Genomic DNA, 23,863 nt, shown 5'->3' on the forward strand with positions numbered 1-23,863 from the left:
GGTCGGGTCAGGCCCCCGGTTCGAGGAAGAAGTGGGCGTACGGAACCGTCCAGACGGCCTCGTGGCCGAGCCGGTGACCGGTGTACCCGTCGTCGCCGTAGGCGGTGCCGTGGTCGGAACAGACGATGGCGAAGCAGCGGCGCCGACTGCTCGCCGCCGCGAAGAGCCTGCCGATATGCCGGTCCACGTACTCCAGCGCCGCCGCGTGGGTGGCGCGCGAGTCACCGGCCTCGGCGGTCGCGCCGGGCAGGTGGAACCAGTTCGGCTGATGGAGCGCCGAGACATTGACGAAGAGGAAGAGCCGCTGACCGGCCGGGAGCGCGGCCACGACCTCCTCGGCACGGGTGACCTGCGCCTCGAAGGAAGTCGGAGAGGCCACGCCGAACTCCGGCTCCCAATGGCTCTCCGCGAAGAGGCCGGGCAGCACCGAACCCAGGGGCGGCTGCCGGTTGAAGAAGCCGACACCGCCGACGCACACGGTGCGGTAGCCGACGGCTTCCAGACCGCGCAGCAGGTCGGGGGAGTCGTACACGAAGGTCCGGCCGGCCGTCGTCTCACTGCCGGCGAAGCGCGCCGCGAAGAGCCGGGGGTGGGGACCGGGCGAGGCGGGGGTGGGCAGAAATCCGGCGAAGATCGCCTGGTGGGAGGCGTACGTGAAGCTGCCGGGCGCGTGCCGCTTCTCCCAGAGACCACCAGGGAGATGCCGGGCGAGATTCGGCAGGCGGCCCGCCGCCGCGAGCTCGACGGCGACGTCGTGGCGGAGTGTGTCGAGCGTGACGAGCAGCAGATCGTGACTGCCGACGACGGCGTTCATGTCGGGTACGTCGTGGTCATGGGCGGCGGTGTCGAAGGGGACGGTGCCGGCGGGTGCCGTGCTCGTGGGTGCCGTGGTGGACGGCGAGGTGACGACCAGGGGTGCCGCGCCGGTGCGGGCGGTGGAGGCCGTGGCGGGTGTGCCGGTCGCGAGGGGCGCGGGGTCAGGAGGCTGCGGTGGCACGGTCGTTCCTTGCTCGTTCGTCAGATGCGTTGTCGGTGCTCGTGGGGTCGTCCGCGCGGGTCCGGAGGGCGGCGGCGACCTGTGCGGCGTAGGTGTCCTGGCCCTCGGCGCCGCTGTCCGGCAGGCCGGTCAGACCGGGGAGCAGATCTCCGAACGCGTTGACCTCGCCCACGGCGAACCGCCGCCAGCCGGTCGCGGGCAGCAGATCGACCCCCACGCACGGGGTCCGGGGGAAGCAGGCGGCCGCGCGTTCGCAGAGGGCCAGTGCCTCGGACCAGCTCCCGCCCGCCGAGGACACCGCCTCACGGACCCGGTCCAGATCGCCGCGGGCCCCGCCGAGATGGAGATTGGTCATGGGGGAGCGGCTGGTCCGCACGACTGCGTGCGTCGCACGGCCCGCGACCACCACGACCCGCAGATCGGCGGACCGGCCCTGCTGCGAGGCCTTGGGGAGCCAGCGTTCGACGTGCAACCCGTCCGGTGCGAGCGTGTCCACCAGGGCCGCGACCTCCCGCTCGGTGGTGTACCGCCGCACCCGCAGGGAGTTGAAGAGCCGTCCCCGCTCGTCCCGTTCCACCGAGGTGGTGGCCTGGACCCGCCCGGGGCCGGCCGTCTCCAGGGCCAGTACCCCGGAGGCCGAGGAGCCGTGCGCCAGCTTCACGAACACCCTGGGCATGCGGTGGTCCCGCATCAGCTCCCGTACGTGGTCCCAGCCCCGGACCGGGACCGCGGAAGCTCCCGAGGTCGGCGAGGCGGGTACGGGCACGCCTGCGTCGTCGAGCACCGCATGGCACAGCCGCTTGTCGAACACCTGGGCCAACTCGTCCGGAGAGCACAGCAGTTCGCCACCCGCTGCCGCCACCTCGGCGGCCACCGTACGTACGGCCGTGAGGAAGTTCGCGTACCAGAGGGCCGAGCCCTCCACGCGGGTCGGATCGCCGACCCCGCGCAGCAGCCGCTCGACCTCCAACTCCTCGCCCGGAGAGTCCAGACGCACCGACTCGCCGGGCAGGAAGTGCGCCCGGCCGCGCAGGACGTCCAGCCACGGCACGACCCGCGCCTCCGGCAGACCGGCGGCGCGCACCGCCTCCCGGAAGAAGACGACCCGGCGGTTGAGCGGGTTGCCGACCACGGCGAAGCGCGGTCCCCGGCTCCGTCCCCGCCCCGGGCTATTCGCTGACCGCGACATACCGCTCATCGCCCTCGTCCGGATCGAAGTCCGACGCGTCACCCGGATCCGCGTCCACCAGGGCGGGCGCGCAGGCCGTTCTCATGCGGAGGAGCATCTCCTCGTCAAGGTAGTGGTGACGCAAGTCGAGACGCGACAGGTGCGACAGAGGCTGCCCGGCCAGCAGCGCCTCGCCACCCGCGTTGCTCAGCGTGCCCATGGCCAGCGACAGTGACTCCAGCTGGGCGACGACGGGCGCCGACGCCACGGCAGCGGCGATCTCGTCCTGGACGACGCTGTTCTGCAGCCCGAGGTGGCGCAGCGCAGGCAGCCCTCCGCCGGACAGCAGTGGAGCCAGGTCCTCGACCGTGGCGTCCCCGCCGTGCCAGTCGGAGCCGAGCCAGAGCTCCAGGGTGCGCAGTGCGGGCAGTTCGCAGGCGGCGACCGCCCGTACGACGTGGCCGGGCAGCCCGGCCGACTCGAAGCGGAGCGATTTCAGCGAGGTGTGCCGCACGGGCCGCAGCCGGAGAGTCTCCCCGTCCTCGGGCTGCCCCGTCGTGCCGCACCCCCGGACGACGAGCTCCTCCAGGAGCGGGCAGGCCTCCAGGACCGGAGTGATGTCGCACAGTTGCAGCCACGACACCTCGCACTCCTCACTCTCCACGTCGGCGAGGAACAGCGCGCGCAGGGAGGGGAGACGGGCGGCGTCGGCCGAAAGGAGCTCGACCACCTGCGTGAGAGGGGTGTACTCGTTCTCCCACCAGGGTCCGATCAGCAGCGCCCGGACCCGCGAGGTGTCCACGGAGTCCAGGAAGTGCCGCCACAGGACGGGGAAGTCGAGATCGTCCTGCCAGGCACTCTCGAGCCGCCAGGCGACCGCGTCCGCCGCCGGGAGGCCTCCGGCCGGTGGGGTTCTCCCGTCCGCGCTCCCGGGCGTCGCCTCACCAGGCTTCGTCCCGCCGGGGGCCGGCAGGACGTACACGGGCAGGCCGTGGAAGCTCTCCGGGTGCTCGATGTCCGTCGCGAGGTTCATCATTCCGCCACCGCCGTGTACCGGTTCTGGCGACCGCCGTCGTTCCAGGGCTTGTTGCGGTCGGACAGGTCGAGCCGGACGCCGTGCGGCTCCAGCGCGGCGGTGAGCCGCTGCTCCATCGCCTCGCTGAGGAAGTGGTGGTGGAGGTCGAGGGTGTCGAGATGGGTGAGCGGCTGGCCTTCGAGCAGAGCCGCGGCACCGTCGTCGCCGAGGACACCGTTCGACAGGTCCAGGGTGCGCAGGCGCGCGACCACCGGAGCCGAGGCGACCGCCCCGGCGATCTCCTCCTGGATCTCGCTGTTGCGCAGGCCGAGATGGTGCAGGGCCAGGAAGCGCGTACCGGACAGCAGGGGCGCCAGGTCCGTGAGCTCCGTGTCACCGCCGTACGCGGAGACACCGAGCCAGAGGTCGAGCTTCTCCAGCGCGGGGAGTTCGCTGTCCAGCACGCCGCGCACCACCTGGACCGGCAGGCCCCCCGACTCGATGGTGAGCGAACGCAGCGCCCCGTGCCGCACCGGCGGGAAGACAAGACCGGTGCCGCCCCGCACGCCCAGCTCCACGAGCCGGGGAAAGGCGTCGAGCAGGGCCGTCACGTCCGACTGCTCGATCCAGGAGATCTCCGCCTCCTCCAGGACCAGATCGCCGACGAACACGGCTTCGAGAGAGGACAGCCGGTGCGCGGCGGCGGCCACCAGACCTGCCGGATACGCGGAGTCGCAGTCGTACACCTCGCCCCACTGGCCGATGATCAGCGCCCGAACACCTGAGGGATCGACCGTCTTCAGGAACTGCTCGAAGAGCTCCTCCCACGAGGTGTCCGGCTCGTCCCCGTACGGGTCGACCCGGAGCCGCCATGCCACGGCGCCGGCCTCCGGGAGCGAGCGCCCCTCGGCAGGGGGTTCGAAGTCGACGGCGGGAAGGCCGTGCAGCTCGCTCAGGTGGTTCGCAATGGTCATGACCCGAAGCTCCGGTGTGCTGGGGACGTCTGTCTGCCGCCGCAAGGTCTATCAAGTGCCACTGACAGCGCCTCATCCGGGACGGGTCTCGCCGTCGTCCGGCAGATGATGCCGTGCCGTCGCAGCCGCGGGGCGTCACGAGCCGATCTGCGCGAAGCCGGTGGTCACGAAGGTGCTGGACATGAGACCGAGGGCCTGCGGACCCCCGATGTCAGACCCACCTCCTAGCGTTCTCCACAGGGTTCGGCGCACGGGGCGCCGCACCGGAGGGGAGACGTCTGTGTACCGGCAGGGCGATGTGCTGATCATGGCGGTCGAGGAGTCCGAGGTGCCCGCACCGTTCCTGGAGGCGCCGGGTGAACTGCGCGACGGACGGGGCCGGTTGGTGCTGGCGCTGGGCGAGGTCACCGGACACGCGCACGCCGTTCAGGGGCCCGGCCGGCTGATACGCGAATCGGGGACGTTCGGACCGATGCTGCTCCACCTCCCCGGCGGTGGGCGGGTCGTGCACGAGGAACACGCCCCGATCGCGCTGCCCAAGGGGTGGTTCCGCGTCGTGCGGCAGCGGGAGTACGTTCCCGGCGCGTTCCGTGTCGTGGCGGACTGACGGACGATCACCGGCGCGGCCCGGAGGGAAAGACGCGCCCGCGGACGCACCGGGGCGAGACCAAGAACAGGAGCGGGGAACAGAGATGGCAGGGACGGGAATGATGACGCGGGACGTGACCTCGTGGCGGGCGGTGGCCTCGGCCACCGGAAGCGCCGACCGGGCGGCGGCCGAAGAGGGCATTCGCCTGGCCTACCGCACGGCGGGCCTGGCGGAGCCGGGCCGGATCGTCTGGGTGGACTCGCCCAGGGCCGCGGTGGAGGCGGTGGAGAAGCTCGCCGACGCCGGGAAGTCGGTGCGTGAGGAGGTGCGCACCCGCCCCTGGGGGCACGAACGACGGCGTAAATACGATGAGTTGGGGGCGATGGGCTGGGCCGCGCTCTGGTCGGCCACCGGTGCGCAGCTGTGGGAGACCACCGCCGCCCTCGCCGAGCGCATCCGCGCGGGTGTCGTGGCCGAGCTCGCCGCGCGTCCCGAGGACGAGACGGCGGTGCGGCTGGTGCTGCTGGACGCGGTGCTCGGGCAGCACGACGCGGCGTGGCTCGCCGCCTTCGACGACAGCGAGCGCTTGGCGGGCCTGGCCGAGGTGGCGCGCAACGCCGGCTGGTGGTGGCCCTACGAGAACGCGGTCGTCGTCGCCGAACGCCCCGAGGTGCTCCACCGCGACGAGGCGGGCCGCCTCGACCGGGGGGACGGCCCGGCGCTCGCCTACCCGGACGGCTTCGCCCTCCACGCCTGGCGCGGCATGCCGGTGCCGGCCGCCTTCCTGGAGGAGCTCTCGGACCTGACCCCCGGGCGGATACGCGAGGAGGCCAACGCCGAGCTGCGGCGCGTGATGCTGGAGCACTTCGGTTACGACCGCTACCTGGAGGAATCCGGGGCGGAGCCGGTCCACCGGGACGAGACGGGCATTCTCTGGCGCATCCCGCTCTCCGGGGACGAGGACGTCGTGATGGTCGAGGTAGTCAACTCCACCCCCGAACCCGACGGCACCCACCGCACCTACTGGCTGCGGGTGCCGCCGTCGACCCGCACGGCGAAGGACGGGGTCGCCTGGACCTTCGGGCTCGGGGGTGAGCAGTACGCGCCGGTGCGCCAGACGTGACGGAGGGTGGCTGCGCGCGCCACCGTCGGCAGAGGATCGTGCCGCCGGCCCGTCGGCGGAATCTTGGGGGGCGCGGGCACGTTGGAGGGTGCATGACGTCTCTCGACCGTACACAGGAAGACCTTCTGCGACTCGTCGGTGCCTCGCACGACGGGGTGCTCGTGACACTGAGGAAGAACGGCCGTCCCCAGCTGTCGAACGTCAACCACGCCTACGACGCGGAGGCCCGGACGATCCGGGTCTCGGTGACGGAGGACCGGGCGAAGACGCGGAATCTGCGCCGCGATCCCCGGGCGAGCTTCCACGTGACGAGCGAGAACCGGCGCGCGTGGACCGTCGTGGACGGGACTGCCGAGCTGACTCCTCCCGCCGCCGGTCCGCAGGACGCCACCGTCGAGGCGCTGATCACTCTCTACCGGGACGTCCTCGGCGAGCACCCGGACTGGGACGACTACCGGCAGGCGATGGTGCGGGACCGCAGGGTCGTCCTCACCCTGCACATCGAGCACGTGTACGGGCAGCCGGGTGCCTGACGCGATACGAGTGGGGAGCCGGGCAGGTCCGGGGCACGGTGCCCGACCCTCGCGCGGGCATACGTCCCGCACATAATAGGAAGAGACCGACTCCCCAGGAGATGCTGTGACCGGCGCCGACTTTCTGACCCCCCTCCGCACCCGCCTGCGCTCGATGCGTGCCGACGCGTTCGGGGCCGACCCCACGGGGGCCCGGATGGAGCGCATCCGTCGCTCGCCCCATTTCGCCGACGGAGCGTTCCAGAACCCGGTGGCGGCCCGCACCCTGCCTTCGGGCTCCTCGGTGGAGCTCGCGAAGATCTACTTCAACAAGGAACAACGGGCACGCAGGGCACCGCAGGGAAACATTCCGGTGTACGCCACGACCTACGCCGACCTGGCCCGGCCCCCGGCCTCGGGCCTCCGGGTGACCTGGATGGGTCACTCCAGCGTTCTCGCCGAGATCGACGGCAGCCGTGTGCTCTTCGATCCCGTATGGGGCGAGCGCTGTTCCCCGTTCCCCTTCGCGGGCCCCAGGCGGCTTCATCCCGTGCCGCTCTCGCTCGAAGCGCTCGGGCCGGTGGACGTGGTCGTCATCTCCCACGACCACTACGACCACCTGGACCTGCCGACGATCCGCGCCCTGGCCCGTACGGACACCGTCTTCGCCGTGCCGCTCGGCGTCGGCGCCCATCTGGAGCACTGGGGCGTGTCGCCCTCGCGGCTGCGTGAGCTGGACTGGAACGAGAGCACCGAGGTGGCGGGCATCCGGCTCACGGCGACCCCCGCGCGGCACTTCTGCGGACGCGGCGTGCGCAGCGGGCAGCACACCCTCTGGGCCTCCTGGGCCGTCGAGGGGCCCGAGCACCGGATCTACCACAGCGGCGACACCGGCTATTTCCCCGGGTTCCGCGAGATCGGGGCCGAGCACGGCCCGTTCGACGTCACGATGATCCAGATCGGTGCCTATGCGGAGTTCTGGCCCGACATCCACATGACGCCTGCCGAGGGGCTCCGCGCGCATCTGGATCTCCAGGGCGGCCGCCCTCACGGTGTCCTGATGCCGATCCACTGGGGCACTTTCAATCTGGCCCCGCACGCCTGGGCCGAGCCCGGCGAGTGGACCAGGGAAGCGGCGGCGGCGGTCGGCCAGCCGGGCGCCTTCCCCATTCCGGGGCAGCCCTTCGAGCCGTCCGGGGAACTGCCGACCGAGCCGTGGTGGCGGACCGTGGGCCACGTCCCCGACCAGGAGTGGCCCGCGCCCGACATGCCCGAGGACGGGGCCCGCGGCGCCCTCGAACTCGTCACGGAGGAGTGACACGCGCGGCCCGGTGCCCCGGCCGTCGACGACGGCCGGGGCACCGGGCCCACCGGCGCGGTGGCCGGTTCAGTGGGTGAAGGTGAACCAGTTGAGGTTGACGAAGTCGGACGTGCTGCCGGAGAAGACCAGGTAGACGTCGTGGACTCCGGTCGCGGAGGCGACGACGTTGGCGGGGACGGTCTGCCATGCCTGCCAGCCGCCGTTGTTACCGAAGTCGATCTCGGCGATCTGCGTGCCGCTGGTGCTGTCCAGCCGTACCTTGATCGCGCCGCTCACGCCCGCGGCGGCGCCCGAGGCGATCCGGGCCTTGAACTGGCTCGGCGAGGCCGAACCGAAGTCCACCGAAGAGAACTTCAGCCAGTCGCCGTTGGCGAGGTAGCCGACGTTCTGGCCACCGCCGGTGTCGGTGGTGGTCTCCGTGCTGGTGCCGCTCTGCGCCGAGTAGGACTCCGCCTGGATGGTGCCGTAGGCGCTGGTACCGGTGCCCGTGCCGCCACCCGGATTCGAGCCCGAACCCGATCCCGCGCCCAGCGAGATGGTCCAGGACGTGGGGTTGCCGTCCTGGATGTGGCCGTCGACGGGCGCGGAGTTGGTGGGGCCGACGTCGTCGTACGGGAAGGCGTAGCCGATGCTGGCGTACTTGTGGACGAGCCGGGCGTAGTGGTTGGTGATGGGGTCCGTGTAGTACTGGGACGGGGACACGCCGTCGGGGTTGTTGTTGCCGCCGGCGACCAGCAGGCTGCTGCGGTTGAGCGCGGCGGAGAGCCGGGCCGCGATGGCGCCCCGCGCGTCGCCGCCGGAGTTGTAGAGCGGACCGGAGGCGCAGCCGAAGATGTCGACGGCACTGGGCTTGGTGAACGGGACTCCGTTGGTGTTCAGGCCGGAGAAGACGATGGCGCCACCGGAGACGGTGCCGGTGTACGAGCCGATGCTGCCCTGGCCGTTCAGGGTCAGCGGGGTGGTGGCGTAATGGCTCCACACCCGGTTCAGGTAGTCGTCCCAGTAGTTGCCGAAGTCCACCGGGGAGTGCGAGGGCGCCAGTACGCGCAGTACCCCGCCGGAGGAGTCGTTGACCACCAGCTTGTCCCAGGGGGCACCGTCGACGGCGTGCTGGGACTGGAGGCCGGAGGCGATGGAGGCGAGTGCGCCGTTGGGCAGCGGGCTGACCGTCTGGGTGCCGGAGCTGCCGGTGCTGGACATGGAGACCGGCAGGCCGACCATGTCGACGTACGAGATGTTGGCGTACAGATTGGCGCTGTTGAAGGTGAACTCGCAGAACGTCCAGTTCGTCGACCAGTTGGGGTCTGAGCTGGTCAGGGCCGGCTGGACCACGCCGGGTACGGTGCCCGGGTTGACGAAGAACTTGAGCTTCTGGCCCACCGAGAACCAGACCCGGCCGCCGATGATGAAGCCTGCCAGGTTCACCTTGGTCGCCGCCGAGCCGGAGGCGCCCAGCGGGATGGAGTAGTCGGCGATCGGGGTCACCGCCGACGAGGGGTTCGGCAGCCGGTTCAGGGCGCCGTTCGCGGAGACGAACACCGGCCAGCCGCTGCTGTCCGTACCGGAGATGTATGCGTATACGGTGTTGTTGCCTGAATTGTTCTGGAGCGACACCGGGAGTGGGGCGCTCGCCGCCGAAGCCTTGGAGGTGAACGGCGACAGGGGGGAGAGGACGGTAGCGGCGGCGGCGGTCGCGCCGGCCGCGGCGAGGAAGGAACGTCGAGAGACCACTGACCCTCCCAAAAGGGGGTGACGGTCCGTCAGAACCATGACGGGGTGGGGGTGTTGCCCGGAGGCGAACGTGACGCTATTGGGCTGGACCAATGAGGGTCAAGGGATGCGCCGAAGGAAACAGGACGAGTTTGGGAGCGCTCTCAACCAGGGCTCCCCGCGACACCACTTCCGGGCGGCCCCGGCGCTAGGGTGGGAGCGACCCGGTGGCCCTACCTCCCGCGCCGCCGACCAGCGTTGAGGAGCGACCGCCTTGCCCGAGCAGTCCCCAGGATCCCGGCCCACCCTGGAAGCCGTCGCGGCGCGTGCGGGCGTCTCCCGGGCCACCGCGTCCCGGGTCGTCAACGGGGGCGACGGTGTGCGCAAGCCTCTCGTGGACCGGGTGCGCCAGGCGGTCGAGGAACTCCAGTACATCCCGAACCACGCGGCCCGTACCCTCGTCACCCGGCGTACCGGGGCGGTGGCCGTGGTGATCGCCGAGCCGGAGATACGCATCTTCTCCGATCCCTTCTTCTCCCGTCAGCTCCGGGGCATCAGCAAGGAACTGGCCGAAAACGACGCCCAGCTGGTGCTGCTGATCGTGGAAGGGCCGGGCGACTTCGGCCGGATCGAGCGGTACCTCTCCGGCGGGCACGTCGACGGAGCCCTGGCCTTCTCCCTGCACACCGACGACCCCCTGCCCGCGATCACCCGGCGCGCCGGGCTGCCGACCGTCTACGGCGGGCGGCCGAGCTGGACCACGCCTCCCGGCGAGCGCACCGCCAGTTACGTGGACGCGGACAACCGGGGCGGGGCGCGGGCCGCCGTACAGCACCTGCGGGATCTGGGGCGGCAGCGGATCGCGTACATCGGCGGACCGCCCGACCAGACCTCGGCCCTGGACCGGTTCGACGGCTACCGGGACATCCAGCTCGACGTGGACCCGACGCTCGTCGCGGAGGGCGGGTTCACCGTGGAGTCCGGGGCTCGGGCGATGGAGGAGCTGCTGGAGCGGCGGCCCGACCTGGACGCGGTGTTCGCGGCCAATGACCTGATGGCCTCGGGCGCCCTGCGGGTCCTGGGCGAACGCGGCATTGCGGTGCCCGGCCAGGTGGCCGTGGTCGGGTTCGACGACATGGAGTCGGTGGCCGAGGCGACGGTACCGCCACTGACCACCGTGCGGCAGGATGTCGAGGGCCAGGGGCGGCTCATGGCCAGGCTGCTGCTGCGCGGCCTGGACCGGGACCGCAAGGGGACCGAGGCGCCCGACTCGGTGATCACCCCGACCACGCTCGTCCGGCGGGCCTCGTCCTGACCGGAGTGGGCGGACTGGCCGGACTCCGCAGAGTCTGACGAGCACCCCGGAGCCGGTCGGATCCGGCGGAGCCGAACCGCGGTGTCCGGTCGGGCGGGGAGGGTGCGTTACTCCTTCACGAAACTCCTTCACGAAAGCGTCCCGGGTGGGGAGTTCGCGCCGGCCGCCAGGTCGAAGCGCCGGACGCGGACAGGAGCCCCCGCGGGCGCGTGATGCGGCGCCTGCGGGGGCTCCTGCCCCCTGACGGGGCGCAGAGGATCGGGCCTGCGGGATCAGACGTACGGGATCAGACGTACGGGATCAGGCGTACGGGATCAGACGTACGGGATCTTCAGGACCGCCGCGTCCGTGCCGGTCTGCACCTGGGAGGCGCTGCTCCCCAGGGCGTTCCAGATCTCCAGGCGGACGGTTCCGCCGGTGAGGTTGCCCAGGGTGCCGGTGGTCGCCTGGGCGCCTACGGCCTGGGTGTACCCCTCCCACCCGGCGACCGGGTCGGTGGCGAAGTAGCGGTAGGTCTCCGTCCGGTCGAAGGTGCCGTCGCCGGTGAGGTCGTAGCTGACCCTGACCTGCGGGGCGAGGCCGACCGCCGTGCCCGCGTCGACCCGGAGGCTGAACGAGGTGGAGGCGCCGGAGGAGAGCGTGCCGTTGACGTTCTTGATCTGGTAGGTCGTCGGCTTGTACGGAGTGCCGTCCCGGTTGACGCCGTCCGCCGAGGCGATGGTGTCGGTTCCGGCGGCGCCGTCCGTGGCGGTGGTGAGCGTGCCGCCGGACTTGAGCCGGAACGTGTTCCCGGTGGAGGTGCCCGTGCCCGGGTCCGGGTCGGTAGTGCCGCCGCCGGTACCCGTGCCGGTGGCCGTGGAGCGGGCCGGTACGGAGAGGGTCGCGCCGTTGGTGAAGGTGACGGTGCGGGCGGTGGTGCCGTAGTTGTGGGCGACGTAGGTGTTGACGCCGTTCTTGGCGAAGACGGCAGAGGTCGGGATGTCCCCGCTGATGCTCATGTCGGGGGCGCCGAGGCTGTCGAGCGTGGTGATCCACTGGTAGGTGTGCGCCTTGGACTCACCCGCCTCGGGGGTGTAACCCGCGTTGCCCGCGTCCCACTTGGCCTTCGCGGAGGCCGGGTCGGCCAGCGCCTCGAACTCCCAGAGCAGGTCGCGCCATTCGACGGCAGGGCCGCCGTTCTCCCGTTCCATCTCGGCCAGGTTCCGCTTGACGGTGGCCTTGTCGCGGCCCAGGTAGAGCGAACCGCCGGTGATCGGAAGGGTGTTGATGCCGTGGATCTCCTCCGGGTTCGCGGTCCACCAGGTGGAGTACGCGGCGCCGCTGCCCCAGACCATGCCGACCGTGTCGTGGCTGAAGGAGCTCGGGAAGACCTGCTGGTCGGTGTCGAACCAGTACTGCTCGATCGCCTCCGACTCGGTGGTCAGCAGAAAGCTGCCGAGGTCGCGGAGCGAGCTGTCACCGGTCGCCGACCCCCACAGGACGAGTGCGGCGCTCAGGTTGGTCGACTCGGAGGAGGACTCCTGGTTGTTGCCCGCCGCGAAGCCCTGGTGCCCGGAGGCCCAGCTGTGGCCCGCGTACACGTCGAAGCCGCGCAGGAAGGGGAACGCGCTGTCCGTGCGGCTCGGGTTGGCGGTGTCGCGGATCAGGTTCTTGACCATGGTCCCCCAGGCCGAGTCGGCTGCCCATGCCTGGTCGTACTGGGCGATGATCGCCGCCGCGTACACGTAGTAGCTGTAATGGAAGTGATGGTCGTTCAGCTCGGTGTCGCTGCCGTAGGAGGCGGGGTACCCGATGAGGGTCTTCCAGTCCTTGTCGTAGCTGAACTCGGCTGCGCCGCCTGCGGTGAACCACTCCTGGAGCCGGGCCTTCAGCAGCCCCAGCATCTTGTCGCGGATGCCGGTCTGGCCGATCTGGTCGGCCACGGGCACCAGCTGGGCCAGGCGGCCGAGCGCCTTGCCGGTCCAGTAGGTGTCGGCGGCCCCGGAGAACGGGTCGGAGGCGTTCGCCACCTCGTTGAGGTAGGTGGTCAGCCGGGCCGTGTCGACACCGCTGACCGCGGGAAGGGCCGGCACCACGCCGGAGCTCTTCTGGCTGGTGGTGAAGGAGGTGCCCTCCCGCACCTTCATGGTGCCGCGCGGGGACACGTAGGTGTAGCCCGTGAGCGCGTCGGAGGTGTGCAGCCACTGGTGGCGGTAGAGCGCCTGGAGCGTTCCGCGCTCGGTGCCCTCCTTCGCCTCCGTGGTGAGGCTGTACGTCGCCCGGACCGTGCCGCCGGAGGAGGACCAGGACACCGTGGAGCCGGTGACGAAGCTGAAGGCGTACTTCCGGAACGTCGCGAGCGCGTCGGTGGACGGCAGCACGGCGAGCGAGAAGTAGTCCTTGCCGCCGAGGGGAGCGGTGATGGTGGACCCGGAGACCGTCCAGTCGGTGCCGGTCGGCGAGAACAGCGCGTAGTTGTGCCCGGCGACGGTGATGCCGAGGACGTTGCCGTTGTCCGCGAAGACGGTGGGGGTGCTCGCCGTGGTGATGCTGGCGTTGCCGCCGGAGCCCTTGGCGTACACGAACGGCAGGCCGTGCCCGATGGTCGTGCGCAGCGTGCGGGTGCCGTCCGACCAGTAGGGGGTGACCGTCCAGTCGGACCAGTCGTCGGCCTTCGTGTCGGGCGAGTTGAGGCCGCTGAGGCCGAGGGTCAGGTCGGCCTTGTGCGCGTACTCGTACTGGCGGCCGTCCCCGACGATCGAGGGCGTGGTCGGGTAGCCGATCTCCAGCCCGCCGGAGGTGGCCTGGTAGGTGAGCGGGTGGCCGTACATCGGCGTGGAGTACGGGTTGTCGCCGTAGCGCTGGTAGGCGAGCGAGGTCCACCAGTCGTTGGTGGGGACCGGCTTGTTCTTGGCGGCCTCGGTCAGCTTGGGGGTGACCGGAGCGCCGGTGTTGTTGGTCGGCCCGGAGGTTCCGGCCGGGCGGGTGTCGGTGTAACTGCCGGCGCCCGCGGTGATCGTGGCCGCCGCCGCAGGAGACGCGGCGGGGCCCAGGCCCACCGCGGCCAGGGCGACGGCCAGGGCCATCGCGGCGGCGGGTCTTACGAGGGAGGCTCGCATGGGGAAGCACCTCGAAGTCAGGAGGGGGACGAAGCGCTTTCGAGAGCGCTCTCAGATGCCAAGGAACGTAAAACTTCTGAAACCTTTGTGTCAATAGAAGTGACACGCACGGTAGTTGAGGGAGCGTGCACGCATCCCTGTGTTCGACTTCTGGCGGATGGAGGGGGTGTGGGGCGGCTTGCGGCGAAGTGTTGAGAGCGCTCTCATGTCCTGGATCGCCGACTCTGGGCCGTCTGCTGGGTGCGTCCCCGGTGCCGGAGAGGGGCGAATGCGGTAAGGCAGATTGATAAAGTAGCCTTACTGTGTGAACGACGACCTGGCTCCGGACGGAGTCGCCGCGGCCCTTCTGGCGAGTATCAGCGTGCTGGTACGGCGGGTCCGCCATGTACCCGTCGAGGGCGGACTCGCGATGCCCGAGCGGACCGCCTTGTCGCTGCTGGACCGCTCGGGGCCCACCACCTCCTCCGCGCTGGCCCGGGAAGCACAGATCACCGCACAGGCGATGGGGGCGACACTCGCCGGGCTGCGCGCCCGCGGCCTGGTCGAACGCCGCCCGGATCCGGAGGACGGCAGGCGGGCGGTGCTGACGATGACCGACGCCGGACGGCAGGCGCTGAAGGACAAGCGGAACGCCCGGACCGAGCTCATCGCCCAGGCGCTGACCGGCGGCGCGTTCACCCAGGACGAGCTGGACCGGCTTGCGGCGGCGGCGCCCCTGCTGGACCGGCTGGCCCGGAACATCTGACATCCGACACCGGCAGGACCGGCCCCGCGCAGCCGCCGAACCGGCCCGCAGACCGCCCGAACCGGCCCGAATGCCCCGTCGGGACGGTGTCCGGGACCGGCCCCGGCCACCGGCCGGCACGCACAGGAGAGACGACCACCGTGACACTGACCACCATCGACCCCACCCCCGCGCTCGTCGTGATCGACCTGCAGAAGGGCTTCCTCGAAGGCGCCGGACCCGCGATCGCGGCCGTCGTCGAGCCCACGGCCCGTCTGGCCACCGCGTTCCGCCGGCACGGCCTGCCCGTGGTCCTGGTCAACGTCACCGGGCGGGCCCCGGGGCGTACCGAGGGCGCACGGCCGGGCGCCGGCGTGCCGTCGGCCCCCGGCTGGGCCGACCTGATCGACGAACTCGACGCCCGGCCGACCGACCACCTGATCACCAAGCGGCGGCGCAGCGCGTTCCACGACACCGGACTCGACACCCTCCTGCGGGACCTGGGAGTCACCCAGGTCGTCCTCACCGGGATCTCGACCAGCGCGGGCGTCGAGTCGACCGCGCGCTCTGCCTCCGACCACGGCTACCACGTCGTCCTCGCCACCGACGCCATGGCCGACCGGGTGGAGGGCGACCACCGCCACAGCGTGGAGCGGGTGTTCCCCAGACTCGGCGAGACCGCCACCGCCGCCGAGGTCGTCGCCATGGTCGAGGCCACCCGATGACGCTGCTGGGCCGGCTCCTGCGCAACCGCCGGGCCGGCGAGGACCACCTGTCGTGGAACCTCCCCAACCTCCAGGGCCCCGAGCTGCTCACCCTCACCAGCGAGGACTTCGACCCCGACGGCGCCCTGCCGCGGGCCCAGTGCGCGAAGCACGTCGGCGGCGAGGACCTCTCCCCGCACCTGGAGTGGAACGCGCTCCCGGCCGGTACCGCGCAGCTCCTCCTGGTCGTGGAGGACGTCGACGTACCCATGGCCAGACCCGCCGTGCACTGCGTCGCGCTGATCGACCCGGCGACCGGACACCTTCCGCCCGGCGCGCTGGCGGCGAAGAGGCCCGGCCCCGGGGTGCGCCCGCTGCGGTCCACCGTCGGGCGCGGCTACCACGGCCCCGCGCCCGTCAAGGGCCACGGGCCGCACCGCTACGTCTTCCAGCTCTACGCCCTCGCCACGTCCGTCGGTGACGTGCCCGGTGCCGCACCGGTGGACCGGGCGCGCCCGCGCTCCCTGCTGGCCGGTGTCACCGCGCCGGTCCTCGGCCGCGCCCGGCTGACCGGGGTCTACGAGCGCTGACCCCAGGGGCGACCTGCGAAGACGACGGCCCGCCCGCGGTCCGGGACCACGGGCGGGCGGAGAGGGACGGTCACGACGCGGGAGCGCCGGGAGAGTGCGGGACGGTCAGGAGAGGTACGCCTCCACTTCGGAGGCCTGGACGGCGGGCCAGGCGGTGTTCGCGGTCCCGGTGACCCGCAGGTACCGGGGCGCGGCGCCGGCCGGCAGGGTCACGGTCGCCCTGTTGCCGGAGGCCGGGTCGAAACGGTAGTCCTTCGACGCGGTCAGCGTGGTGAACGAGGACCCGTCGGCGCTGCCGAGGACCGTCAGGGTCTGGGTACGCGCCTCCCAGGACGACGGCAGCTTGAGGACGACCCGCCCCACCGTGGTCGCCGCTCCCAGATCTACGGTCAGCGACTGCGGGAAGGACCGGTTGACACTCTCCCAGTACGAGTTGGCGTCACCGTCGACGGCTTTCGCCGGGGCGTAGACGTCCGCGTACCCGGTCGCGGTGACGGGCCTTCCCAGGGCGAGGTTCCGGCCGGGGTCGGGCGTCGGACCGGTGGGCGTGGGCGTCGGCGTCGGCGTGGGCGTGGGAGTCGGGGTCGGGGTGGGTGTCGGCGAGGTGCCGTGGTCGTAGTTCGCGGTGGGCCACGGGCCGCAGTAGGTCGCCGGGAGCTTGGCGTTCCAGCCGGAGTTGCCGGTGCCCTGGGTCAGCGCCAGCGAGGAGCCGAGGCAGCTGTAGACGGGGTCGGTGAAGCCGGTGTTCGTGGCGCGGACATTGGTCAGCGACAGCTGCGCCGGATCGTTGAACTGGAGCGCGAAGGTCCCGGTGCCGTCGATGTTCACGTTGTTGAAGTTGACGTTCTTCGTCGTCCCGGAGACGAAGTGGATGGCCGCGTAGGAACTGTCCAGGATGTCCGTGTCGGTGACGTTGATCGTCGCCTTGTCGATCGGGCTGTTGCGGGCGTCGAACCAGACCGCGCCGATCGGGAAGGGCCAGCCGTAGTCGGTGTTGCCCGCCCGGATGGTGGTGTTGCGGGCGAGGGTGAAGGTGCCCTGGACGTCGGTGCCCTGACCGGGGGAGACACCCGGGAAGCGGTTGCCCACGTGCAGGGCGCCGCCGTTGGTGAGGCTTTCGGCGAGGACGTTGTCGGTGACCGAGATGTCCTTGCCACCGTAGATCGCCACGTGGTTGGCGAGGATCGGGGCCACCACGGTGTTCCCGGTGAAGGCGTTGGCGGTGTCGGCCTTCGTGTCGGACCACATCGCGAGGCCGTCGTCGCCGAGGTTGCGCAGGAAGGTGTTCTCCACGGACGAGTGGGTGACGCCCCAGTGGAAGTTCACCCCGTCCGCGGTCTGGTCCAGGATGCGGCTGTTGCGGATGTGGAAGTTGTCCATAGGCCCGTCCATCCACGCGCCGACCTTCGTGTGCTGCAGCCACACGTCGTCCACGACGGAATCGCTCATCGCACCGCCGATCGCGTTGACCTGGTCCTCGTCCACCCGCTCGGTGATGTCGCCGATGAGGGCGAAGCCCTTGAGCGTGACGTTCCGGCTCGGCCCGCCGGACTCGTACGGGCGGACCCCGCCGCCGTAACCGCCGCCGGAGACGTACTTGCCGTAGATCCCCGCCGCGCGGCTCCGGTCGGTGGGGTTACGGCCGCCCAGCACGCTGTACCAGGGCCCGGCGCCGCGCAGCGTGACCTGGTCGACCACCACGTGGTCGGTCAGCCTGAAGGTGCCCTGCGGGATCCACACCTCCTTGCCCTGCGCCTTGCCCGCGTCGACGGCCTGCTGGAACGCCGACGTGGAGTCCGCCGCACCGCTCGCGTCGGCTCCGTAGTCGGTGACCGAGAGCGACCCGGCCGGCCGGGTCACCGGGGCCGCGACCTGCTCGAAGTCGGCCAGGTCCACCACCGCCCACGGGGTTGCGGAGGTGGAGGGAAGGGTGATGCGCACCTTCGAACCGGCCGCCAGGGTCTTCCCGAAGAGCGTCCGGGTCTCGTCGTAGAAGTGGTGCGGCTGACTGCCCGGGGTGTTGGTGAACGGGTACGAGCCGTAGAACCAGCCGTACCTCGACGTGAAGTCCAGGTCCTTCAGCTTGGTCCCGTCCAGACTCAGCGCGACCGGCGCGGTGATGCCCGTACCCGCCGCGTTGTCCGGCACGGAGTAGCGCACCGTCATGGCGTTGGCCGGCTTGGTGAGGGTGAACTCGACGTACTCGCCCGGAGCGTCGAGCCGTACGGCGCGCCGCCCCGAGGCCTCGGAGGGAAGGGTGGTGTACGTACGGTCGGGGCCGATCGGCGAGCCGGTGGTCGCGGCGTTCTCCGCCTCCAGCTCGGTGAACGGCACCTGCGCGCCGCGCCCCGCCACCGCGAACGGGGAGAGCACGGGCGCCTCGGCCGCCGCCGCCGAGCCGGCGCCGCCCCCGGTGAGGGCGGCCACCGTACCCAGGGCCACGGTGCAGGCGAGTGAGGCCAGCAGGGCGGTCACGGACCGTCCGCCGGATGCGGCTCTTGTCACGCTCATGGTGCACAACCTCCTGTGGGGGGACATCTGGACGGCGGTGAGGCGGCTGGATCAGGCCAGCAGCCACACCGCCGTGTCCTGGGGAAGGCGGCCCCGGTCGTCCAGGGGGCCGCCGGCGAGCAGGACATCGGTGTGGGCGGGGAGTTCCGCCGGCTCCGTCGCCAGGTTGACGACGCAGATCAGGTCCGGGCCACGCCGGAAGGCGAGGACGCCCTCGCCGGAGGGCAGCCAGGTCAGCGGCTCGCTCCGGAACGCCTCCGTGGCGCGCCGCAGCCGCAGGGCCTCCCGGTAGAGCGACAGCATCGAGCCGGGGTCACCGCTCTGGCGGTCCACTGCGTACGCCTCCCAGCCCTCGGGCTGCGGCAGCCACGGCTCCGCGCGCGAACCGAAACCGCTGTACGGGGCGTCCGCGCTCCACGGCAGCGGTACCCGGCAGCCGTCCCGCCCCGGATCGGTCCCGCCGGAGCGGAAGTGCATCGGGTCCTGGATGCGGTCGAGCGGGATGTCCGCCTCGGGCAGGCCCAGCTCCTCGCCCTGGTACAGATAGAGGGATCCGGGCAGCGCGAGCGTCAGCAGCGCGGCGGCACGCGCCCGCCGCTCGCCGAGCACCAGGTCCGTGGGCGTGCCGAACGCCTTCGTGGCGAAGTCGAACCCGGTGTCCTCCCTGCCGTAGCGGGTCACCGTCCGGGTCACGTCGTGGTTGCACAGCACCCAGGTGGCCGGAGCGCCGACGGGCGCGTGCTCGGCCAGGGTGTCGTCGATGGACCGCCGCAGCCGGTCCGCCCGCCACGGGCAGGACAGGAAGTTGAAGTTGAAGGCGGTGTGCAGCTCGTCCGGGCGCAGGTACCGGGCGAAGCGTTCGGAGTCCGGCAGCCAGACCTCACCCACGAAGACACCCTGGTACTCGTCGGCGATGGCCCGCCAGGAGCGGTAGATGTCGTGCAACTCGTCCTGGTCGATGTACGGATGAGGGTCCACCCCCTCCACGAAGTCGGCGAGGGCCGGATCCTTGGCGAGAAGCGCGGCCGAGTCGATCCGTACGCCCGCCACCCCGCGCTCGAACCAGAAGCGCAGGATCTCCTCGTGCTCCCGACGGACCTCCGGATGCGCCCAGTTGAGGTCGGGCTGCTCAGGGGTGAACAGGTGGAGGTACCACTCCCCGTCCGGCACCCGGGTCCAGGTGCGCCCGGAGAACTGCGAGGGCCAGGCGTTGGGCGGTAGTTCGCCGTCCTCGCCCCGGCCCGGGCGGAAGTGGAACAGCTCGCGCTCGGGACTGCCCGGACCGGCCTCCAACGCCGCCCGGAACCAGGCGTGCTGGTCCGACACATGGTTCGGCACGATGTCGACGATCACCCGGATGCCGGACTCACGGGCTTCATTGATGAGCTTCTCCGCCTCGGCGAGCGTCCCGAACGCCGGGTCGATGGTGCGGTAGTCCGCGACGTCGTACCCGCCGTCGACCAGCGGAGACACGTACCACGGTGTGAACCAGATCGCGTCGACGCCCAGTTCGTCGAGGTACGGCAGCCTCGAACGGACGCCCGCGAGGTCCCCGGTACCGTCCCCGTCACCGTCGGCGAAGCTGCGTGGGTACACCTGGTAGATGGCGGCGCTGCGCCACCAGTCGTCGGCGGGTACCGGAAGAGGGGCTGCCACGTGAGGGTCCTTTCGGGCAGGGTCCGCCGCCGGCCGGACAGCGGGGCGTGCGGTCACGGCCGGCGGCGGAGGCTTCATGGAGTGGCTTCGGGAGGTGCGTGCGCGACGTGCGTACGGGCGCGCGGGCGTGCGGGAAGGAGCGCGTGCGGGCGTGTGGGCGTGCGGGCGTGCGGGCGTGCGGCACCGGCCGCCCCGGACCGACCGGGGCGGCCGGACCGGGTCAGCCCTTGAGGCCGCCCGCGGTGAGGCCGCTCATGATGTTCCGCTGGAAGAGCAGGAAGATGAGCAGCGTCGGCAGGGACGCGATGGTGAGGGCGGCGATCAGCACGTTCTCCGGTACACCGTTGGAGAGCGAGTAGATGCCGACGTTCAGGGTCTGCATGGCCGGATCGGGCAGGGTGAGCATCGGCCAGAGGAAGTCCTTCCACACCCCGACCACCGCGAAGATGGAGACCACCCCGAGGATCGGCCGGGAGATGGGGAGGACGATCGAGCGCAGGGTGCGCAGCGGCGAGGCCCCGTCCATCGAGGCGGCGTCCAGCAACTCCTTCGGTATGGAGTCGAAGAACCTCTTCAGCAGGAAGATGTTGAAGGCGTTGGTCACCGACGGGAGCCAGATGGCCCACGGCGAGTTCAGCAGGTTGCGCTGCACGAGGGGGACGTCCAGCACCGTGAGGTACTGCGGGACGACCAGCACCGTCGCCGGGATCATGAGGGTGGCGAGCATCATGCCGAGGATCGCCTTGCCGAAGACGGGCCGCAGCCGGGAGAGCGAATAGGCCGCAGCGACGTCCAGCACGAGCTGGAAGGCCAGCGCCCCGAACGCGTAGTACAGAGTGTTGAAGAGGAGGCGGGAGAGGTCCATCACCTCCCAGGCGCGGGAGTAGTTGGAGGGGGTCAGTGTCGACGGGAAGAACGTCGGGGGCGACTGCACCGCCTCCTGCGTGGACTTGAGCCCCCCGGACACCATCCAGTACAGCGGTCCGAGGAAGACCAGCGTGAACAGGACCATGACGAGGGCGAAGACCACCCAGTAGACGGCTTTGCCCCGGGGCCGGGCCAGTTGGGCCGGCGAGATGAGCGTGCGTGTGGACATCTGTCGTTTCCCCCGGGTCCTACTCGTCCTCGGCGCGGCTGAGCCTCACGTACACGGCCGACACTCCGGCGAGCAGTACGAGGAGGACCAGGCCGAGCGCCGCCGCGGCGCCGTAGTTGTTGAAGTTGAAGGCGTATTGGTAGATCAGGTACACGACCGTGGTGGTCGATCCCTCGGGGCCCGCGCCGCCGGTGAGCAGGAAGGGCTCGACGAACACCTGCATGGTCGCGATGACCTGCATGAGCAGCAGCAGCGACAGGATGAGCCGGGTCTGCGGGATGGTGACGTGCCAGATCTTGCGCAGCAGCCCGGCGCCGTCCAGCTCGGCGGCCTCGTACAGCTCGCCCGGGATGCCCTGGAGCGCGGCGAGGTAGATGAGTGTCGCGCCGCCCATGTTCATCCAGGTCGCCGCGACCACGACCGAGAGCATCGAGGTGCTCGGGTCCTGGAGCCACTGCTGGGCGGGTATCCCGAAGAAGTCGAGGAGCTGGTTGAGCAGGCCGTACCCGGGGTCGTAGAGGTACTTGAAGAGCAGCACCGAGGCGACCGGCGGGAGCATGACGGGGAGGTACACGAGGAGCCGCAGATAGCCCTGCGCGTGCCGGAATTCGTTGAGCACCACCGCGACCACGAACGGGACGGCGAAGCCCAGGACCAGCGCGAGCACGGTGAAGAGCAGGGTGTTGCGCCAGGCCTGCCAGAACGCCGGGTCGTTGAAGACGGTGTTCAGATTGTCCAGGCCCGCCCAGGTGGTCTGGCCGTCCTCGGTCTTCTGGAACGCGAGCAGGAACTCCCGCACCATGGGGTACCAGGAGAAGAGGCCGAAACAGATCACGGCGCCGATCAGGAAGCCGTGGGCGGTGAGGTTGCGGCGCAGGGCCCGGGCGAAGGCGCCGGCGGGCTTCCGGCCTTCGCCGTGGTGCCGGGACGGGCGGGGTGTCTTCGCCGTCGTCTTGGGGATGGTGGGGGCCGACATCGTCGCCGCCTCCTCGGTGCAGTGGTGCCGGAACGCGGTCCGGGCGCGGACGGTGCGCGGACGGGTCGGGGGGCCGGTGAGCCCGGCCCCCCGCGTCGGCTACTGGGTGGCCAGGACCTGGTTGACCTGCTTCTCCGCGTCGGAGAGCAGCTTGTCGACGTTCGCGTTCTTGTTGGTGAGGAGGCCGGACATCACGTTGTCCAGGACCTTGTAGACCTCCTGGGCCTTCGGCGGCTCGGCCTTGCCCGCCACCGGGTTGTCCACGAAGGTCTTGAAGTTGGCGACCGGCATGGTGGCGAACTGGGTGCGCGCGGCGTCGTCCTCGGTCTTGGACTGGTTCAGCCAGAAGTTGGGCTGGGGGACGCCGACGGGCAGCTTGTCGGCCTTGGTGCGCTCCCAGTCGAACTGGCCCTTGCCGACGCTCAGGTTCTTGAAGTTCAGCCAGGCGATGGCGGCCTTGATCTTGTCGGCCGAAATCCCCTTCTTGACCATGTAGTTGTTGCCGCCGGCCAGGGTGTTCTTCTCGCCGGGAATCGGGCCCATCCCGAAGTTCTCGTAGCTGGCGCCGAGTTGCTGCACCATGTACGCGATGTCGTCGGGCGCGGCGAGGAACATGCCCAGCTTGTCGGTGGCGATCTGCTTCTGCAGGTCGCCCCACTTCAGCAGCTGCGTCTTGCCCATGCTGTCGTCGTCCCACCGCATGGCCTTGATGTTCTCGGCGACCTGCTTGCCCAGGTCGTTGTTGAACGCCGCCTTGGTGCCGCTCGCGTCGACCACCTCGCCGCCGACGCTGTACATCTGCGCGGTGAAGTGCCAGCCGCCCGTGTTGCCCGCGCTGTACTCGCCGAAGCCGGAGATGCCCTTGCCCAGGCCCGCGATCTTCTTCGCGGCGGTACGGACCTCGGCCCAGGTGCGCGGCGGGGCGTCGGGGTCCAGGCCTGCCTGCTGGAAGAGCTTGCGGTTGACGAGCAGGCCCATCGTGTAGTTGCTGGTGGGCAGCCCGTACAACTTGCCGTCCTGCTTGAGCGAGTTGAGGACGTTCGGGTCGATGTCCGCCAGCCGGGGCACGCTCTTGTCGGTGACGTACGCGGTGATGTCCTCGGCGCCGTCGTTGTCGAGCACCTGCGGCAGGTCGGTGAAGTACGTGTAGAACACGTCCGGCTGCGACTTCGCCTTCAGCATCGCGGTGAAGCGCGGCGGCTCCAGACACTGGCCGGCGGTGGACCGCCCCTCGATGGTGACGTTCGGGTACGTCTTGTTGAACTCGGCGACGTCCTCCTTCCACTCCTTGAGCTCGGCCGCCTTCGCCGTGGGCGGCATGCAGTCGATGGTGATCGTCACCTTGGTCTTCGGGTCCAGCGGGGCGGCGGGGTCGGCCGACGCGCTGCCGCCGTCCTTCTCGCCGCCGTCGTTGTCACTGCTGCTGCTCGTGCCGCAGGCCGCGAGCGCGGTGAGCGCCAGCGCGGAGACAACGGCGACCGCGCCTGCGCGGCTTCGACGGCGGAACGCGGCTCTACTCATGGGTGGTCCCCCTCGGGCATGTGCGTGGACGTCGCCCCACCGCCGGTGCGTTGTGGGGCGCCGCACACTCAACCACCGGGAACAGAAGGGCGCAATATCTAGCGCCGATCTCGTAATTGTTTGACAGATGAATGAATGGGGCGAGGCGGATCATGGGTCGCCCCGCACGGGCCCACCACCGGCGGTTGCGGCCCCCCGCAACGCGGAACGCCGCAGACCCCCGCCCCGGAAAGGGGGCGGGGGTCTGCGGCGTCGGCGCCGCC

At 70.9% G+C, this 23,863-nt stretch carries 19 protein-coding genes; 8 read left to right on the forward strand and 11 right to left on the reverse strand.

The window, feature by feature from the left end; translation table 11 throughout:
- Window positions 1–7: 7 nt before the first annotated feature.
- The 4 genes from ACWCSV_RS08495 to ACWCSV_RS08510 all read right to left on the reverse strand — a co-directional run bounded on the left by ACWCSV_RS08495 (window position 8) and on the right by ACWCSV_RS08510 (window position 4,154).
- A complete protein-coding gene (locus ACWCSV_RS08495) occupies window positions 8–814 on the reverse strand; it encodes an STM4013/SEN3800 family hydrolase (protein ID WP_451139895.1) in 807 nt (268 codons plus the stop codon).
- Between the two features lie 163 nt (window positions 815–977).
- Window positions 978–2,186 carry an STM4014 family protein gene (locus ACWCSV_RS08500; RefSeq protein ID WP_451139826.1) on the reverse strand — a complete coding sequence of 403 codons (1,209 nt, stop codon included), beginning with the start codon at window positions 2,184–2,186 and terminating at the stop codon, window positions 978–980.
- On the reverse strand, window positions 2,167–3,198 hold the full coding sequence (locus ACWCSV_RS08505) for an STM4015 family protein (protein WP_451139828.1): 1,032 nt from the start codon (window positions 3,196–3,198) through the stop codon (window positions 2,167–2,169). The genes ACWCSV_RS08500 and ACWCSV_RS08505 overlap by 20 nt, the downstream gene beginning before the upstream one ends.
- Window positions 3,198–4,154: an STM4015 family protein gene (locus tag ACWCSV_RS08510; protein WP_451139830.1), complete on the reverse strand. Its 957-nt coding sequence runs from the start codon at window positions 4,152–4,154 to the stop codon at window positions 3,198–3,200. Before ACWCSV_RS08510 ends, ACWCSV_RS08505 begins: the two co-directional genes overlap by 1 nt.
- Before the next feature lie 280 nt (window positions 4,155–4,434).
- Between ACWCSV_RS08510 and ACWCSV_RS08515 the strand changes: the two genes are divergently transcribed.
- From ACWCSV_RS08515 to ACWCSV_RS08530, 4 genes are all read left to right on the forward strand, one after another.
- Window positions 4,435–4,761: a hypothetical protein gene (locus ACWCSV_RS08515; protein WP_451139832.1), complete on the forward strand. Its 327-nt coding sequence runs from the start codon at window positions 4,435–4,437 to the stop codon at window positions 4,759–4,761.
- Window positions 4,762–4,846: 85 nt separating this feature from the next.
- Complete coding sequence (locus tag ACWCSV_RS08520) at window positions 4,847–5,866, forward strand: DUF6745 domain-containing protein (protein ID WP_451139834.1); 1,020 nt, start codon at window positions 4,847–4,849, stop codon at window positions 5,864–5,866.
- Between the two features lie 92 nt (window positions 5,867–5,958).
- Window positions 5,959–6,399 (forward strand): PPOX class F420-dependent oxidoreductase, encoded by a 441-nt coding sequence (locus ACWCSV_RS08525; RefSeq protein ID WP_451139835.1) that lies wholly within the window; start codon window positions 5,959–5,961, stop codon window positions 6,397–6,399.
- 106 nt (window positions 6,400–6,505) lie between these two features.
- Window positions 6,506–7,696: an MBL fold metallo-hydrolase gene (locus tag ACWCSV_RS08530; protein WP_451139836.1), complete on the forward strand. Its 1,191-nt coding sequence runs from the start codon at window positions 6,506–6,508 to the stop codon at window positions 7,694–7,696.
- 69 nt (window positions 7,697–7,765) lie between these two features.
- Here ACWCSV_RS08530 and ACWCSV_RS08535 read toward each other — a convergent pair whose 3' ends face one another.
- Window positions 7,766–9,430, reverse strand: coding sequence for a beta-1,3-glucanase family protein (locus ACWCSV_RS08535; protein WP_451139838.1), 1,665 nt, complete (start codon window positions 9,428–9,430; stop codon window positions 7,766–7,768).
- Between the two features lie 253 nt (window positions 9,431–9,683).
- Between ACWCSV_RS08535 and ACWCSV_RS08540 the strand changes: the two genes are divergently transcribed.
- On the forward strand, window positions 9,684–10,724 hold the full coding sequence (locus ACWCSV_RS08540; protein WP_451139840.1) for a LacI family DNA-binding transcriptional regulator: 1,041 nt from the start codon (window positions 9,684–9,686) through the stop codon (window positions 10,722–10,724).
- A 314-nt stretch (window positions 10,725–11,038) separates the two neighbouring features.
- Here the strand turns inward: ACWCSV_RS08540 and ACWCSV_RS08545 are convergent, their stop codons facing one another.
- Complete coding sequence (locus tag ACWCSV_RS08545) at window positions 11,039–13,822, reverse strand: glycosyl hydrolase (RefSeq protein WP_451139842.1); 2,784 nt, start codon at window positions 13,820–13,822, stop codon at window positions 11,039–11,041.
- A 304-nt stretch (window positions 13,823–14,126) separates the two neighbouring features.
- On the opposite strand from ACWCSV_RS08545, the gene ACWCSV_RS08550 reads away from it, so the two are divergent.
- The 3 genes from ACWCSV_RS08550 to ACWCSV_RS08560 all read left to right on the forward strand — a co-directional run bounded on the left by ACWCSV_RS08550 (window position 14,127) and on the right by ACWCSV_RS08560 (window position 15,840).
- Entirely contained in the window at window positions 14,127–14,567 is a 441-nt protein-coding gene (locus ACWCSV_RS08550; protein ID WP_451139844.1) for a MarR family winged helix-turn-helix transcriptional regulator, read from the forward strand.
- Between the two features lie 140 nt (window positions 14,568–14,707).
- The gene (locus ACWCSV_RS08555; protein WP_451139846.1) at window positions 14,708–15,271 is read left to right on the forward strand and encodes a cysteine hydrolase family protein; all 564 of its coding nucleotides are present in this window, start codon (window positions 14,708–14,710) and stop codon (window positions 15,269–15,271) included.
- On the forward strand, window positions 15,268–15,840 hold the full coding sequence (locus ACWCSV_RS08560; protein ID WP_451139848.1) for a YbhB/YbcL family Raf kinase inhibitor-like protein: 573 nt from the start codon (window positions 15,268–15,270) through the stop codon (window positions 15,838–15,840). Before ACWCSV_RS08555 ends, ACWCSV_RS08560 begins: the two co-directional genes overlap by 4 nt.
- Window positions 15,841–15,945: 105 nt before the next feature.
- On the opposite strand, the gene ACWCSV_RS08565 is transcribed toward ACWCSV_RS08560, so the two are convergent.
- The 5 genes from ACWCSV_RS08565 to ACWCSV_RS08585 form a co-directional block, all read right to left on the reverse strand.
- Window positions 15,946–18,351, reverse strand: a complete 2,406-nt coding sequence (locus ACWCSV_RS08565) for a discoidin domain-containing protein (RefSeq protein ID WP_451139850.1) — start codon at window positions 18,349–18,351, stop codon at window positions 15,946–15,948.
- A gap of 51 nt (window positions 18,352–18,402) precedes the next feature.
- Entirely contained in the window at window positions 18,403–20,007 is a 1,605-nt protein-coding gene (locus tag ACWCSV_RS08570; RefSeq protein ID WP_451139852.1) for a glycoside hydrolase family 13 protein, read from the reverse strand.
- Window positions 20,008–20,227: 220 nt separating this feature from the next.
- A complete protein-coding gene (locus ACWCSV_RS08575) occupies window positions 20,228–21,103 on the reverse strand; it encodes a carbohydrate ABC transporter permease (protein WP_390961611.1) in 876 nt (291 codons plus the stop codon).
- Between the two features lie 19 nt (window positions 21,104–21,122).
- On the reverse strand, window positions 21,123–22,079 hold the full coding sequence (locus ACWCSV_RS08580) for a carbohydrate ABC transporter permease (protein WP_451139855.1): 957 nt from the start codon (window positions 22,077–22,079) through the stop codon (window positions 21,123–21,125).
- Between the two features lie 99 nt (window positions 22,080–22,178).
- Entirely contained in the window at window positions 22,179–23,600 is a 1,422-nt protein-coding gene (locus tag ACWCSV_RS08585; protein WP_451139857.1) for an extracellular solute-binding protein, read from the reverse strand.
- Window positions 23,601–23,863: the final 263 nt, after the last annotated feature.

The sequence above is a fragment of the Streptomyces sp. NPDC001770 genome (assembly GCF_053596135.1).

What these genes read in the sequence shown, in the direction of transcription:
- ACWCSV_RS08495 (WP_451139895.1), bottom strand. Translation starts at nt 814, where the DNA reads ATGAACGCCGTCGTCGGCAGTCACGATCTGCTGCTCGTCACGCTCGAC.
- ACWCSV_RS08500 (WP_451139826.1), bottom strand. Translation starts at nt 2,186, where the DNA reads ATGTCGCGGTCAGCGAATAGCCCGGGGCGGGGACGGAGCCGGGGACCG.
- ACWCSV_RS08505 (WP_451139828.1), bottom strand. Translation starts at nt 3,198, where the DNA reads ATGAACCTCGCGACGGACATCGAGCACCCGGAGAGCTTCCACGGCCTG.
- ACWCSV_RS08510 (WP_451139830.1), bottom strand. Translation starts at nt 4,154, where the DNA reads ATGACCATTGCGAACCACCTGAGCGAGCTGCACGGCCTTCCCGCCGTC.
- ACWCSV_RS08520 (WP_451139834.1), top strand. Translation starts at nt 4,847, where the DNA reads ATGGCAGGGACGGGAATGATGACGCGGGACGTGACCTCGTGGCGGGCG.
- ACWCSV_RS08525 (WP_451139835.1), top strand. Translation starts at nt 5,959, where the DNA reads ATGACGTCTCTCGACCGTACACAGGAAGACCTTCTGCGACTCGTCGGT.
- ACWCSV_RS08545 (WP_451139842.1), bottom strand. Translation starts at nt 13,822, where the DNA reads ATGCGAGCCTCCCTCGTAAGACCCGCCGCCGCGATGGCCCTGGCCGTC.
- ACWCSV_RS08560 (WP_451139848.1), top strand. Translation starts at nt 15,268, where the DNA reads ATGACGCTGCTGGGCCGGCTCCTGCGCAACCGCCGGGCCGGCGAGGAC.
- ACWCSV_RS08565 (WP_451139850.1), bottom strand. Translation starts at nt 18,351, where the DNA reads ATGAGCGTGACAAGAGCCGCATCCGGCGGACGGTCCGTGACCGCCCTG.
- ACWCSV_RS08575 (WP_390961611.1), bottom strand. Translation starts at nt 21,103, where the DNA reads ATGTCCACACGCACGCTCATCTCGCCGGCCCAACTGGCCCGGCCCCGG.
- ACWCSV_RS08580 (WP_451139855.1), bottom strand. Translation starts at nt 22,079, where the DNA reads ATGTCGGCCCCCACCATCCCCAAGACGACGGCGAAGACACCCCGCCCG.
- ACWCSV_RS08585 (WP_451139857.1), bottom strand. Translation starts at nt 23,600, where the DNA reads ATGAGTAGAGCCGCGTTCCGCCGTCGAAGCCGCGCAGGCGCGGTCGCC.